The sequence below is a fragment of the Actinospica durhamensis genome (assembly GCF_018139695.1).
GTDB lineage: Bacteria > Actinomycetota > Actinomycetes > Streptomycetales > Catenulisporaceae > Actinospica > Actinospica durhamensis.
The window spans coordinates 1-13,408 of sequence record NZ_JAGSOG010000244.1; the positions used below are offsets into that span (position 1 = coordinate 1).

The window sequence follows — 13,408 nt, forward strand, 5'->3', positions numbered from 1 at the left end:
CCTCCGCCGCGCGCTCGAGGCTCCACCGCCCGCCCACCGACCAGCCCGCCCCCGGGAGGACGCAGTGCTGATCAAACTGCTGCGCGAGTTCCTGCGCCCGTACCGCAAACCGATCGCGTTGGTGGTGTGCCTGCAGTTCCTGGCCACCCTCGCGGCGCTCTACCTGCCCACGCTCAACGCCGACATCATCGACAACGGCGTGCTCAGTGGGAACTCCGGGTACATCTGGCGCACCGGCGGCACCATGCTGGCCATCACGCTCGGCCAGATCGCCTGTCAGATCTGCGCGGTCTACTTCGCCGCCCGCACCGCCATGTCGGTCGGCCGGGACCTGCGCTCGGCCCAGTTCCGCCAGGTGCAGAGCTACTCGGCCCGCGAGGTCGGCCAGATAGGCACCCCGTCGCTGATCACCCGCAGCACGAACGACGTGCAGCAGGTGCAGATGCTGGTACTGATGTTCTTCGTGATGACCGTCTCCGCGCCGATCATGATGGTCGGCGGCGTGATCATGGCGCTGAACCAGAACGTCGCCCTCTCCGGGCTGCTCGTGGTCATCATGCCGGTGCTCGCGGGCGTGCTCGCGCTGATCATCTCGCGCATGGTCCCGCTGTTCCGGGCCACCCAGGGCAAGCTGGACGTGATCAACCGGGTGCTGCGCGAGCAGATCAGCGGCGTGCGCGTGGTGCGCGCGTTCGTGCGCGACGGCCGCGAGCGCGAGCGCTTCGAGGACGCCAGCGGGCAGCTGCTCGCCGTCTCCCTCGGCGCCGGCAAGCTGATGTCGCTGATGTTCCCCTCGGTGATGCTGGTGATGAACATCTCCAGCGTCGCCGTGCTCTGGTTCGGCGGCCACCTGATCGACGACGGCCGGATGCAGGTCGGCGCGCTCACCGCGTTCCTCAGCTATCTGATGCAGATCCTGATGTCGGTGATGATGACCGTCTTCACCTTCATGATGGTCCCGCGCGCCGCGGTCAGCGCCGAGCGCATCCACGAGGTGCTCAGCACCGAGACCAGCGTGGTTCCGCCCGCCGCCCCGGCCGAGGTGCAGACCCTGGCCGGCTCGCTCGAGCTGCGCGCGGTGGAGTTCGCCTACCCCGGCGCCGAGCAGCCCGTGCTGCGCGAGATCTCCGTGCAGGCCCGCCCCGGCGAGGTCACCGCCATCATCGGCTCCACCGGCGCCGGCAAGACCACGCTGCTCTCGCTCATCCCGCGGCTGATGGACGTCACCGGCGGCGCGGTCCTGGTCGACGGCGTGGACGTGCGCGAACTCGACCCGGTCACGCTCAGCAAGGCCGTCGGCTACGTGCCGCAGCGCCCGTACCTGTTCACCGGCACCGTCGCGAGCAACCTGCGCTACGGCAACCCGGACGCCACCGACGAAGAGCTCTGGCGCGCCCTCGAGATCGCCCAGGGCCGCGACTTCGTCGAGGCCATACCGGAGGGGCTCGACGCCCCGATCGCCCAGGGCGGCACCAACGTCTCCGGCGGCCAGCGCCAGCGCCTGGCCATCGCCCGGGCCCTGGTGCGCCGGCCGGCCGTGTACCTGTTCGACGACTCGTTCTCCGCCCTCGACTACGCCACCGACGCGCGGCTGCGCGCCGCCCTGGCCCGCGAGACCGAGGACGCGACCGTGCTGATCGTGGCGCAGCGGGTGAGCACCATCCGGCACGCCGACACCATCGTCGTGCTCGACGAGGGCCGCGTGGTCGGCACCGGCCGGCACGCGCAGCTGATGGAGAGCAACGAGACCTACCGGGAGATCGTCCTCTCCCAGCTGACGGAGCAGGAGGCCCTGGCATGAGCAACGCCCCCGAAGACTCCCGTCCGTCCGGCGGGACCGGACCGCAGGAGGCCAAGGCCGACGGCGTCGAGCGCGTCGTGCCCCAGCGCGGCCCCGGCCCGGCGCCCGGCTCGCGCCGCGGCCCCGGCGCCTTCATGGCCGGGCAGTCCACCGAGAAGGCACTCGACTTCAAGGGCTCGAGCAAGCGGCTGCTGGCCACCATGAGCCCCGAGCGCCCGCTGATGCTCTTCGCCCTGTTCCTGACCGCGATCGGCGTCACCCTCAACGTCCTGGGTCCGAAGATCCTCGGCAACGCCACCAACCAGATCCTGGCGGGCGTGGCCGGCGAGAAGACCAAGGCCTTCGCCGGGCTCTCCCGCGCGCAGGTGCTCTCCAGCCCCCGGCTGCCGGCCGGCGTGCGGGACATGCTCAACGGCGTGGACTTCATCCCCGGCATCGGGATGGACTTCGACGCCATCGGCCGCACGCTGGGCCTGGTGGCGCTGATCTACTTCTGCTCCGCGATCGTGCTGGCCAGCCAGGGCCGGATCACCACCTCGCTGGTGCAGCGCGCCGTCTACCGGATGCGCCAGGACGCCCAGGCCAAGCTCGCCCGGCTGCCGCTGAGCTACTTCGACGGCCAGCCGCGCGGCGAGATCCTCTCCCGCGTCACCAACGACATGGACAACCTGTCCCAGACGCTGCAGCAGACGCTCAGCCAGATCGCCATGTCGCTGATGACCATCGTCGGCGTGCTCACCATGATGTTCTACATCTCCTGGGAGCTCGCGCTGCTGGCGCTGGTGACGATCCCGCTCTCGGTGGTGCTGGCCGCCCGCATCGGCAAGAAGGCCCAGCCCGAGTTCGTCAAGCAGTGGGGCACCACCGGCCGGCTCAACGGCCACATCGAGGAGCAGTACACCGGCCACACCCTGGTGAAGGTCTTCGGCCGCCAGCAGGAGGCGATCGACGAGTTCGACGCGCAGAACGAGACGCTCTACCAGGCCTCGTTCCGGGCCCAGTTCATCTCCGGCTGCATCCAGCCCGCGATGATGTTCATCGGCAACCTGAACTACGTCTTCATCGCCGTGGTCGGCGCGCTCAAGGTGGCCTCGGGCTCGCTCTCCCTGGGCGACGTGCAGGCGTTCGTGCAGTACTCGCGCAGCTTCACCCAGCCGGTCACCCAGGTGGCCAGCATGTCGAACCTGCTGCAGTCCGCGGTGGCCTCGGCCGAGCGGGTCTACGCCCTGCTCGACGCGCCCGAGCAGTCCCCGGACGAGGTCGACGCCCCGACCGTGGAGCAGGTGCGCGGCCAGGTCGAGTTCGAGAACGTCTCGTTCCGCTACAAGGCCGAGACCCCGCTGATCCAGGACCTGTCCCTGTCGGTCAAGCCCGGCCAGACCGTGGCCATCGTCGGCCCGACCGGCGCGGGCAAGACCACCCTCGTCAACCTGCTGATGCGGTTCTACGAGATCGACGAGGGCCGGATCACCCTGGACGGGGTGGACATAGCCCGGATGACCCGGGAGGACCTGCGCTCGCGCACCGGCATGGTGCTCCAGGACGCCTGGCTGTTCGGCGGCACCATCGCCGAGAACATCGCCTACGGCGTGCCGAACGCCTCGATCGAGCGGATCGTGGCCGCGGCCCAGGCCACCCACGTGGACCGGTTCGTGCGCACCCTGCCCGAGGGCTACGACACCGTCCTGGACGACGAGGCCTCCTCGGTCTCGGCGGGCGAGCGGCAGCTGATCACCATCGCGCGCGCGTTCCTGGCCGAGCCGGCCATCCTCATCCTGGACGAGGCGACCAGCTCCGTGGACACCCGCACCGAGGTGCTCATCCAGCGCGCGATGAACTCGCTGCGCGAGGGCCGCACCAGCTTCGTCATCGCGCACCGCCTCTCCACCATCCGCGACGCCGACCTGATCCTGGTGATGGAGCAGGGCCGGATCGTGGAGCAGGGCACGCACGAGTCGCTGCTGGAGAGCCAGGGTGCGTACTCCCGGCTGTACGAGGCCCAGTTCGCCTCGGCGGTGGCCGAGGTCGACTGACCGCCGAGCTCCCCTCCGGCGCGGCCCCGCGGTCCTCCCGCGGCGCCGCGCCGGAGGCGTTCCACCCCGCCCCGGCACCGGATCGCCCGCGCGCGCCCCCGCCGCGCCCGCGCCTGTTCGGACGACCCGACGAGAATCTCAGGAGTCTTCTCCCAACACCCTCGCCTCGCGCCCCGCCCCGGATTACGCTGTGCGCATGGCGAGGCCGGGCGGGGTCCGAGGCGTTATCAGGAGTCTGGGTAAGTTCGTCGCGGGCCTGATCGCCTTCGTGGTGATCAGCGCACTCGGCGGCGCCCTGGTGGCCGGGATGGCGCTGCCCGCGGTGGCCGCCGTCGGGCTGTCGGCCAAGGCCGCCTCCGACCACTTCCTGAACCTCTCCGCCGACTTCCAGGCCCCGAACATGCCGCAGCGCAACGCGGTCGAGGACGCGGCCGGCGAGGTGATGGCCACCACCTGGGACCCGGACAACGAGAGCAACCGGGTCGTGGTCCCGCTGTCCCAGATCAATATCCTGATGCAGCACGCGATCGTCGCCATCGAGGACCAGCGCTTCTACCAGCACGGCGGGATCGACTGGAAGGGCACGATCAGGGCCCTGGTGAACAACGAGCAGGGCAGCGGGAGCCTGCAGGGCGGCTCGGACATCGCGCAGCAGTACATCAAGAACTCGCTCGAGCTCGAGGCCGGGACCAACGAGACCGCGCTTGCCGCCGCGCAGGCCGACACGCTCACCCGCAAGCTCCAGGAACTGCGCTACGCCACCTCCGTGCTCCAGCAGATGAGCCGGAGCCAGCTGCTCCAGGGCTACCTCAACCTGATCCCGTTCGGCAACGACTCCTTCGGCGTGGAGACCGCCGCCGAGACGTACTTCGACACCACCGCGGCCAAGCTCGACGCCGACCAGGCCGCGCTGCTCGCCGCCGTGGTCAACAGCCCCACCGCGGACGACCCGTTCAACCACGCCGGCGTCGCCTGGGCCCGGCGCAACGTCGTGCTCGAGGACATGGCCAAGCAGGGCTACCTCACCGAGAAGCAGGCGCAGGCCGACGAGGCGCAGCCGCTGAACCTGAAGCCGGGCGACCAGGAGAACGGCTGTATCGCGGCCGGCTCGAAGGCGTTCTTCTGCACCTACGTCTACAACTCCTTCATCCAGGACCCGGCGTACGGCGCGACCGTGCAGGCCAGGGAGAACCTGTGGAACCAGGGCGGCCTCGTCATCAAGACCACGCTCGTGCCGCAGGACCAGTACGCCGCACAGCGGGCCGTGAACGACCACACCCACGCCACCGACAAGGTGGCCACCGCCCTGGCCATGGTCGTCCCCGGCAGCGGCGCCATCACCGCCATCGCCCAGTCCAAGCCGATGGGCTCCGGCGCCGGGCAGACCTACGTCGACCTCGCCGCGGACACCGGACACGGCGGGGGCGAGGGCTACCAGGCGGGCTCCTCGTTCAAGATCTTCGAAGGCCTCGCCGCGCTCGAGGACGGCTGGAACCCGGACACCGTGATGAGCGTGCCGAGCCCGCTGGTCGAGACCGGCAACCGCGTGCCCGTGTGCGTCGACGGCGCCCGCCCCACCATCACCTGGCCCGGCAGCTACATGCCCAACAACGACAACGACGCCGGCTTCACCGGCACGCTCCCCGAGGCGTACTGGTTCTCCGTCAACACCTACTTCCTGACGCTGGAGACCGAGACCGGCCTGTGCCTGCCCGCCACCATCGCCCAGGCCATGGGCGTGACCCTGGACAACGACACCGGCACCGGCAAGCCGCTGGGCCAGTTCCCGTCCTTCACCCTCGGCACGAACCTGATCACCCCGATCGAGATGGCCGCCGCCTACGCCACCCTGGCCGCGCACGGCGAGTACTGCCGCCCGTACGTGATCGCGGACGTGCGGGACCTGTCCGGCAAGCAGTACCCGGCCCAGAACAGGCAGTGCGCCCAGGTCCTCGACGCCAACGTGGCCAACGAGCTGACCGCGATGCTCCGCGGCGTGCTGACCGTCCCGGGCGCCACCGCCGACGGCCTCGGCATCGGCCGCCCCGCCGCCGGCAAGACCGGCACCACCACCCAGTCCATCGCCACCTGGTTCGACGGCTTCACCCCGCAGCTCGCCACGGCCGTGTGGACCGGCTTCGTCAGCCCCAAGGCCGGCGACTTCCTCGGCTACATGAGCATCGGCGGCCACTACTGGGACCAGCAGATCTTCGGCGCCACCATCTCCGCGCCCACCTGGCAGCAGGCGATGGAGGGCGCCCTGCAGGGCCAGCCCGTGGAGGACTTCACCCAGCCCTACGGCTACCCGCCGGTGCCCAGCGGCTGAGCGGCGCCGGCCGAGGCGTGTGCGGCCTCTGATTCACCCGGGTCCGCCGCGGGATCCAGGTCGCCGCGTATCCGGGAGAAGACGACGACGTCGATGCGCCCGCTGTGCACGAATCCCGCGTTGCGCAGCACACCCTCGCGCTGGAACCCGGCCCGGACCGCGGTCTTGCACGACGCGACGTTCTCCACGGCGGCACGCAGTTCGAGCCGCTCGAAGTGCTGCTCGGCCAGCAGCCATCGGGCCACGACCGCGGTCGCCTCGGCGGCGACGCCGCTGCCGCGCGCCCAAGGCGATATCCAGTACCCACCTCGCTAATCCGGGCGCGCCAGTCGGTCTTCTTCAGTCCGATCGTGCCCAGCAGCCGCCCACCCACCAGGTCGGTGACGGCGAAGTGGATCCCGTCGCCGTTGGCGCGCAACGCGTGGGCGACGCGGGTGCACCAGGCCTCGGCGTTCTCGAGCGTGTAGGGCTGCGGCAACGGCAGCCAGCGCTGGGTGAGCTCGTCGGCGCAGCTCGCCTGCGTGTCGTGCACGTCGGCGGCGGTGAACGGGCGCAGCAGCAGCCGGCCGGACCGCAGCTGGGTATCCGGGAAGACGTTCGTCATCGGGAATCCTCTCCGAACACCTGCGGGAAGTATCCGCGCAGATAGGCCCCGTACCATTGCGGCGACATCGGTCCGCCCCACCGTGGCGGGTCCAGGGGCGAGCCGGGCAGCTCGATCGCGGCCAGTGAGTCCACTGCGACCCGCAGCTGTTCGGCCCAGGACGGGTCGGCGGGTCGGGGGTCGAGCAGCAGGCGCTCGATCGTGGTGATGTGCCGCGCCTTCTCGGCTATCGACGCCGGCGTGACTTCCCGCAGGCACACCCCGTATCCGCCGGAGAGGTACTCGGCCCACTGTTCGTCGGCTTCCGCAGGGCCGTCAGGCAGCCCGAATCTCTCAGCTGCCGCGAGGTAGCCCTTGCGGAACCACTCCGGCAGGGCGTCCACGCCGCCCGCGGCGTCGAGCGGGGCGAAGAAGTCGGCGGCGACCATGTCGGAGCCGTCATCGAGCCGGTAGGCGGGCTGCGGCAGCCGCCCCTGGGCTATCAGCTCGCGCGCGGCCCGCGCCCCGCCGTCTCGCGGCGCGGCCAGTTCGTCGAGCGCGACGAACTGGCCGCGGATGTAGCGCTCGTCGAGTTCGGCGAGCCGGCGTGCGAGTTCGCGCGGGCCGCTCAGGCGCGGGCAGGGCCGGGCGGCCAGATCGGTCGCGCTCTGATCGGCGGCGGCCGGAGGGAACGTCGTGGGGTAGGGCATGTTCGAGATCGTTCCACAGGGCGCTGACACCCGTCACGGCGATTTGCTCCCCACCCTCGACCGCCATGGCACAAGGCCGAGCGGGCGGGCTACGCGCGTGGCTTGAGGCCGGCGAAGCGGGACTCGGTCTCGCGCAGCATCCGGTCGCGGTCGGCGGCCTCGCGCCGCGTCACGCTGTCGTAGTTGACCCACGTCAGGTTGCGTATACCGATCTTGGCGAAGGTGCCCTTGAACAGGATCTTCGTCAGCGGATCGCGGAACCACCAGCGGTAGGCCTTGTCGGGCGTGGTCATGATCGACAGCACGGTGACGCCGCCGAGGTGCGGCATCAGGTTGCGGAAGGGGTTGCCCTTGGCGCCCGACACCTCGTCGAACACCACGCCCTTGGTCAGCACCCGGTCGAGGAAACCCTTGGTGGCGGCCGGCATCGCCTCCCACCAGACCGGAAACGCGAAGACGAGGTGCTCGGCCGCGAGCAGGCGGCTCTGGTAGTCGCGGACCTGGGGGTCGACCACGTCGGCCTGGCGCCAGGCGGCGAGGTCCTCGCGGGTCATCGCGGGCTGGAAGCGGTCCGCGGCGAGGTCGATCAGGTCGACCTCGTGGCCCGCCGCGCCGGCCCCGCGCATGGCCGCGGCGGCCACGGCCGCGGTGAAACTGCGCTGGTGCGGGATGTTGCGGGCGGAGGCGAGCGTGTAGGGGTGGTCGAGGACGAGCAGGACGCGCACGGCGGACTCCTTGGACTCGTTGAGCGAACGTCTGTTGCCTACACAACAGTTGCACGAGCAACGGTTGCTCGTCAAACGCGCGGGTATCCTGGGGGCATGGACGCACGCTCGGACGCCGCACGCTCGGACGCCGCACCGTCGGACACGCACGCGGAAGAAGCGGGCGCGCTGCCGGGCACCGCGGCGGGCGCGCTGCCGGGTCTGCCGGACGACCTGGCCACGCTCTGGTACCTGGTGCGCCGCGTCGCCGGCCTGTTCGACCGCAGCGGAGAAGCGCTGTTCCAGCGGGAACTGGGCATCTCCCTCGCCCAGTTCCTCGTCCTGAGCGTGGTCGACGCGCATCCGGGTCCGCTGAGCCAGCAGGCGATCGCGGACCGGCTGGGCCTGACCAAGGGCACGGTCAGCCGCCAGATCGACGGCGCGGTCAACGCCGGGTGGATGACGGTCGAGGTCTCCGCCCGCACCCGCCGGGAGAACTCCGTCGCGCTCACCGCCGCGGGCACGGCCCTGGTGCGCCGGGGCGACGACGCGTTCAAGCGGGCGCGCGCCACCGAGCTGCCCGACCTCGACCCCGACGATCAGCGCACTGCGATCCGCGTCCTGGCGGCGGTGAACGAGTCGCTCGACGCGTCCGTCCGCAGGGCGTGACACGGGCGCCCGGAAAGCAGGAGACAGCCGCCGGCGCCGCTCGGCATGATGGGACGCATGGAGTCATCGAAGTCTGACTGGATCGTCCTGGCGTCCTATGAGAACCTGCCCGGCTGCCTGTCGCCGATGGCCTTCGTACGCGCCTGACTGCGGGATCGAGGCATCGACTGGATGCCCTTCGAAGCCGGCGAGGTCCGCTACGACCTCGTCTGCGGCAGGCGGCCCGACGGCCACTGGCACGGCTCGTTCATCATCCGCCTGGACGCCGAGGCCCTGCGCCGCCTCGGCCTGCACCCCGACCAGCCGACGGCCGTGGTGACCGGAGCCTCCCCGCCGCCCTGGTGGCATGCCGCCGCGGAGAACCGCAGTGGCGGACGTCTGAGGGCTCGGAGGTAAAACGAGTCGTAGTCGCGGCGGCGCGGGTCCGGTATGCGGCGTCGAACCGCTCCCCACCCTCGAGGTTCTCGGCCGCCGGCATGCGGGTCCTGCGATTGATTACGATGCCACGTACGCGAGCCGCTCCAGCCATGCGTGCTCCGGATACGTGCGCGCGAGCAGGTCGGCGAGGGTCTCGCGTTGGGCCGGGCTCAGGTGCGGGAGCGTCGCGTCGAAGTCCACCTGGTCCTTCGGGCGCGCGTGCTTGGCCTTGAACAGCAGGACGAATTCCGGCGCCAGGTACGGGATGCCGTCTTCCGAGGTGCGGATGAGATCGCGGTAGGGCAGGCGGATCGACGGATTGTGGCGGAAGACCCAGGTGTCGCCCTCGTGCGGCTCGCGGAACACGTCGAGTACGTAGTCACCGGTGGACGGGTCGCGCAGCCAGGTCTGGTGCGTGGCCGCGATCACCTCGTCGGCGGCGTCCTCCCACAGGCGGCCGCTGTCGACGGTGTCGAAGACGTAGTCGGGGAAACGGTCGCGGACCAGGCGGTCGCGGATCTCGGGGAACGCCTCGGCCGGGATCGCGATCTCCAGATCGCCGTGCGGGCGCGACTGCCGCCGCGGCGTGCCCCTGCCCCGGAAGAGATCGAGCGCCCACCCGGCCGCCACGCACCACGGCGCGGCCACCCCGGCCAGGTGCTCCGCGGCCTCGCTCGGGGTCCAGTGGTTCGCCCACCTTGCGTCGAGGGCCTCGATCTCGGCGGGGGAGAGCTCCACGCCTTCGCCCCTTGTCAGCATGCCGCGGTTGCCCTACAGCCGGACCTGGAAGCCGCGGTCACCCTGCGCGGGCTGGGGCAGGTAGGGCGCGATGGCGTGGGCGAGCAGCGGCAGCGGCATCGACTGCAGCCAGATCTCGCCGGGGCCGGTCAGCGCGACGAGGTGGAAGCCGTTGTCGCCGAACAGGATGTTGCGCACGCCCTTGAACCGGGTGATCTGGAAGCTGACGCTCTCCTGGAACAGGCCCACGTGGCCCGGGTGCACCAGCAGCGTCTGGCCGGGGGCGAGCTGGTAGGTGGTCACCTCGCCGGACAGCTCGATCCACGCCTCCCCCTGGCCGTGCAGCTTCTGCAGGATGAAGCCCTCACCGCCCCACAGGCCCGCGCCGAGGCCCGCGACCGGGGCCGCCGTCGCGGTGACGCCCGGGGTGCCGCACAGGAAGCCGTGCCGGTGCACCAGCATGCCGGAGCCGGGGCCGATGCGGACCGGCAGGATCTGGCCGGGCACCTTGGTGGCGAACGCGACGATGCCGGAGCCGCCGCCCTGGTTCAGGTACTGGGTCTGGAAAAAGCTGCCGCCGCCGAGTGCGCGCTTGACTCCGGCGAGGAACCCGCCGCCCCCGCCGAAGCCGCCGCTGCCTGTGGTCTGCGAGACCGCGATGTTGGGCGACATCCACGACAGTTCTCCGTGGGTGGAGATGACCGATTCACCCTGGTTGAGGGCGACTTCGAGGACGGGCAGCGTGGTGCCCTTCACAGTGGCCTGCATGACTCGGAGCTTACCCACAGGCGCGGATTCGAGTGCGCAATCACGGTAAGGATTCGCCGAGAGGACGCGGCGGCGGGACGAGGCGCCGCACGCGGCGGGGGCCGCCTCCCCGCGGATCCGGGGAGACGGCCCTCGCGCTGTGCTTGGAATGTCTACTGGTGGCGCTTACCGCGGGCCGTGCGTCAGTCGACGTTCAACGCGTTGTCGTCGATCACGAACGAGGTCTGCAGCGAGGAGTCCTCGGCCCCGGTGAACTTCAGCGTCACGGTCTGGCCGATGTACGAGGCCAGGCTGTAGGAGTGCTGGGCGTACCCGGTGATGTGGTTGAGGTTCGAGAACGTCGCCAGCGTGCCCAGGACGGTACCGCTGGAGTTGAGCACCTGGACCTTGAGCGTGTCGTAGGCCGTGGTGGTCGTGGTCTCCGCGGTGTCGATGTGCAGCCAGAACGAGAAGGTCGCCGTGGTGCAGGTGGAGGGGATGGTGACCTTCTGCGCGAGGGTGTCGGTGTGGGTGGTGCCGTAGCCGTCCAGCCACGCGTCCCAGCTGCCGGAGTGGGCCGGCTCGTCGACCGTGTCGTTGTTGAGCACGCCCGAGGTCGCCGTCCACGGGCTGATCGCGCCGGTCTCGAAGCCCGGGTTGCCGATCAGCTGCGCGGCGGTGCAGCCGCCGCCGGAGGCCGCGCTGATCGTCCAGGTGAAGGTCGCCGAGCCGGACGCGCCGGTGGTGTCCTTCGCCGTGACGGTCACCGAGTAGGTGGCGGCCGTGGTCGGCGTGCCGGAGATCAGGCCGCTGGTGCTGATCGAGAGCCCGGCCGGCAGCCCGGTCGCGCTGTAGGTCAGCGTCTGGCCGGAGGCCGAGTCACTCGCGCTGATCTGCAGGGACGCCGCGGTGCCGACCGTGCCGGTCTTCGAGCCGGGGTTGGTGACGGTGACGGTGTTGCCCGTCGCGGCGTTGATCGTCCAGGTGAAGCTCGCCGTGCCGGACGCGCCGGTGGTGTCCTTCGCCGTGACGGTCACCGTGTTGCTGCCCGAGGTGGTGGGCGTGCCGGAGATCAGGCCGCTGGTGCTGATCGAGAGCCCGGCCGGCAGCCCGGTCGCGCTGTAGGTCAGCGTCTGGCCGGAGGCCGAGTCACTCGCGCTGATCTGCAGGGACGCCGCGGTGCCGACGGTGCCGGTCTGAGAGCCCGGATTCGTCACGGTGACCGTGTTCGTGGTCGTCGTGCCGGTGGTCAGGCCGGTGATACCGTCCGGCGTGCCGATGCCGGTCGGGCCGTCGTAGCCGGTCTCCGCGGTGCACAGGTACGCCGGGCTGCAGGACGAGGCGTCCTTGCCGCTGGTGACGTCGTAGAAGTTCGCGGTGTGGGTGTAGATGTCCTGCGCCGGGGTGGTGCCGGCGCTGCCCCCGAGGGCGTACATCGCGGCCAGCATCGGGGACGAGGCGCTGGTGCCGCCGACCTCGTTCCATCCGCCGTTGCCGTTGGTGGTGTCGTAGACGGCGACGCCGGTGGCCGGGTCGGCGTCCGCGGCGACGTCGTTGTCGATGCGCTCCGAGCAGCCGGTCAGGCCCAGCGCGGTCTGCCAGCTCGGCTGCGGCTCATAGGCCGAGCAGCCCGAACCCGTGCCCTCGGAACCCGTCGTGGTGTTCCAGACCGACTCGGTCCAGCCGCGCGAGTTCGAGGACGTGCTGAGCGAGGTGCCGCCGACCGAGACCACGTTCGGCGAGGTCGCCGGGTAGATCACGCCGTAGTCGGAGTCGCCCGCGGACGCGGTGATCACGACGCCGGAGTGGCTGAAGTACTCGGAGTCGAGCGTGGTGTCCGTGGACGCCTCGGTGCCGCCCCACGAGTTCGAGACGTAGCCGGCCAGGCTCGCCGCGGTGTTCTCGGCGACGTACAGGCCGTCACTGGTGTCGTCGTTGGCCTCGACCAGGACGATGTTGCACAGCGGGCACACGGCCGAGGCCATGTCCACGTCCAGCGACTCCTCCAGCGTCCAGTCGTCCGAGGACGGGGCCGTGGACGGCAGGGGCGAGGTCGCGCCGTTCTGGTTGACCACCTTGAAGCTCGGCACGGTGGGCAGTCCGGCGGCCGAGCGGTAGGCGGCCAGGTCGCTGGCCGCCGTCGGGTCGTTGTAGGCGTCGACGATGGCGACGGTGCGCCCGGAGCCGTCCGCGGCGGAGGCCGAGGTCAGGTTGTAGGCCGACTGCAGCTGGGACGGCCCGTAGCCGACGCCCGACGGGATCGCGTCCGGCGAGGCGGCGGCGGCGACGGGACTGACCCCGTCGCGCTTGAGCGCCTGGCAGGAGAGCTTTCCGACGACGGCGGCGTCGGAGCACACGTGGGTGGAGCCGGAGTTCGCGGCCGTCAAGGCGGGCTGCGAGGCGTGCGCCGAACCGGCCAGGGCCGGTGCGGTCGCGGCGTGGGCCGCGGCGGCGCCGCCGAGGGAGATCGCGCTCCCCAGGGCCACGGCCGTGGTCAGGCGCGCTAAGGTGCGCAGTCGATCACTGATGCTCACGCGGTGTGTTCCCCTCTTCAGTGGGTGCGGACGCCCCGCATCACCCCGCGATCAACCCACAGCGCGGCTACGGGCGGAGACCGGCCAGGACCAAGTCCACCGCCGTCTCCGCCCACTGCGCGCGCGGTGCGCCGCCGGCCATGAAG

Annotated in this window: 10 protein-coding genes and 1 pseudogene; 5 read left to right on the forward strand and 6 right to left on the reverse strand. The window is 70.9% G+C overall.

Going from position 1 to position 13,408, the window contains the following annotated elements:
- The first annotated feature begins 64 nt into the window (after positions 1-64).
- From KDL01_RS32040 to KDL01_RS32050, 3 genes are all read left to right on the forward strand, one after another.
- The gene (locus KDL01_RS32040) at positions 65-1,801 is read left to right on the forward strand and encodes an ABC transporter ATP-binding protein (protein WP_212532423.1); all 1,737 of its coding nucleotides are present in this window, start codon (positions 65-67) and stop codon (positions 1,799-1,801) included.
- Entirely contained in the window at positions 1,798-3,834 is a 2,037-nt protein-coding gene (locus tag KDL01_RS32045) for an ABC transporter ATP-binding protein (RefSeq protein ID WP_212532413.1), read from the forward strand. The genes KDL01_RS32040 and KDL01_RS32045 overlap by 4 nt, the downstream gene beginning before the upstream one ends.
- A 196-nt stretch (positions 3,835-4,030) precedes the next feature.
- On the forward strand, positions 4,031-6,160 hold the full coding sequence (locus tag KDL01_RS32050; RefSeq protein WP_212532414.1) for a transglycosylase domain-containing protein: 2,130 nt from the start codon (positions 4,031-4,033) through the stop codon (positions 6,158-6,160).
- Here the strand turns inward: KDL01_RS32050 and KDL01_RS46150 are convergent.
- The 3 genes and pseudogenes from KDL01_RS46150 to KDL01_RS32065 form a co-directional block, all read right to left on the reverse strand.
- Positions 6,136-6,821: pseudogene (locus tag KDL01_RS46150) on the reverse strand (GNAT family N-acetyltransferase). The gene KDL01_RS32050 and the pseudogene KDL01_RS46150 sit on opposite strands and share 25 nt — an antisense overlap.
- Positions 6,761-7,453, reverse strand: a complete 693-nt coding sequence (locus tag KDL01_RS32060) for a DUF6058 family natural product biosynthesis protein (RefSeq protein ID WP_212532416.1) — start codon at positions 7,451-7,453, stop codon at positions 6,761-6,763. The pseudogene KDL01_RS46150 and the gene KDL01_RS32060 overlap by 61 nt, the downstream one beginning before the upstream one ends.
- An 89-nt stretch (positions 7,454-7,542) precedes the next feature.
- Positions 7,543-8,178, reverse strand: a complete 636-nt coding sequence (locus KDL01_RS32065) for an NAD(P)H-dependent oxidoreductase (RefSeq protein ID WP_212532417.1) — start codon at positions 8,176-8,178, stop codon at positions 7,543-7,545.
- Between the two features lie 96 nt (positions 8,179-8,274).
- On the opposite strand from KDL01_RS32065, the gene KDL01_RS32070 reads away from it, so the two are divergent.
- Both KDL01_RS32070 and KDL01_RS32075 read left to right on the forward strand, forming a co-directional pair.
- The gene (locus KDL01_RS32070) at positions 8,275-8,826 is read left to right on the forward strand and encodes a MarR family winged helix-turn-helix transcriptional regulator (protein ID WP_212532418.1); all 552 of its coding nucleotides are present in this window, start codon (positions 8,275-8,277) and stop codon (positions 8,824-8,826) included.
- Between the two features lie 171 nt (positions 8,827-8,997).
- On the forward strand, positions 8,998-9,222 hold the full coding sequence (locus KDL01_RS32075) for a hypothetical protein (RefSeq protein WP_212532419.1): 225 nt from the start codon (positions 8,998-9,000) through the stop codon (positions 9,220-9,222).
- A 99-nt stretch (positions 9,223-9,321) separates the two neighbouring features.
- On the opposite strand, the gene KDL01_RS32080 is transcribed toward KDL01_RS32075, so the two are convergent.
- The 3 genes from KDL01_RS32080 to KDL01_RS32090 all read right to left on the reverse strand — a co-directional run bounded on the left by KDL01_RS32080 (position 9,322) and on the right by KDL01_RS32090 (position 13,262).
- On the reverse strand, positions 9,322-10,002 hold the full coding sequence (locus tag KDL01_RS32080; RefSeq protein WP_212532420.1) for a hypothetical protein: 681 nt from the start codon (positions 10,000-10,002) through the stop codon (positions 9,322-9,324).
- A 12-nt stretch (positions 10,003-10,014) separates the two neighbouring features.
- Positions 10,015-10,749, reverse strand: a complete 735-nt coding sequence (locus KDL01_RS32085) for an AIM24 family protein (protein WP_212532421.1) — start codon at positions 10,747-10,749, stop codon at positions 10,015-10,017.
- Positions 10,750-10,931: 182 nt separating this feature from the next.
- Complete coding sequence (locus KDL01_RS32090) at positions 10,932-13,262, reverse strand: S53 family peptidase (RefSeq protein ID WP_212532422.1); 2,331 nt, start codon at positions 13,260-13,262, stop codon at positions 10,932-10,934.
- Positions 13,263-13,408: the final 146 nt, after the last annotated feature.

What these genes read in the sequence shown, in the direction of transcription:
- KDL01_RS32045 (WP_212532413.1), top strand. Translation starts at nt 1,798, where the DNA reads ATGAGCAACGCCCCCGAAGACTCCCGTCCGTCCGGCGGGACCGGACCG.
- KDL01_RS32050 (WP_212532414.1), top strand. Translation starts at nt 4,031, where the DNA reads ATGGCGAGGCCGGGCGGGGTCCGAGGCGTTATCAGGAGTCTGGGTAAG.
- KDL01_RS32060 (WP_212532416.1), bottom strand. Translation starts at nt 7,453, where the DNA reads ATGCCCTACCCCACGACGTTCCCTCCGGCCGCCGCCGATCAGAGCGCG.
- KDL01_RS32070 (WP_212532418.1), top strand. Translation starts at nt 8,275, where the DNA reads ATGGACGCACGCTCGGACGCCGCACGCTCGGACGCCGCACCGTCGGAC.
- KDL01_RS32075 (WP_212532419.1), top strand. Translation starts at nt 8,998, where the DNA reads ATGCCCTTCGAAGCCGGCGAGGTCCGCTACGACCTCGTCTGCGGCAGG.
- KDL01_RS32080 (WP_212532420.1), bottom strand. Translation starts at nt 10,002, where the DNA reads ATGCTGACAAGGGGCGAAGGCGTGGAGCTCTCCCCCGCCGAGATCGAG.
- KDL01_RS32085 (WP_212532421.1), bottom strand. Translation starts at nt 10,749, where the DNA reads ATGCAGGCCACTGTGAAGGGCACCACGCTGCCCGTCCTCGAAGTCGCC.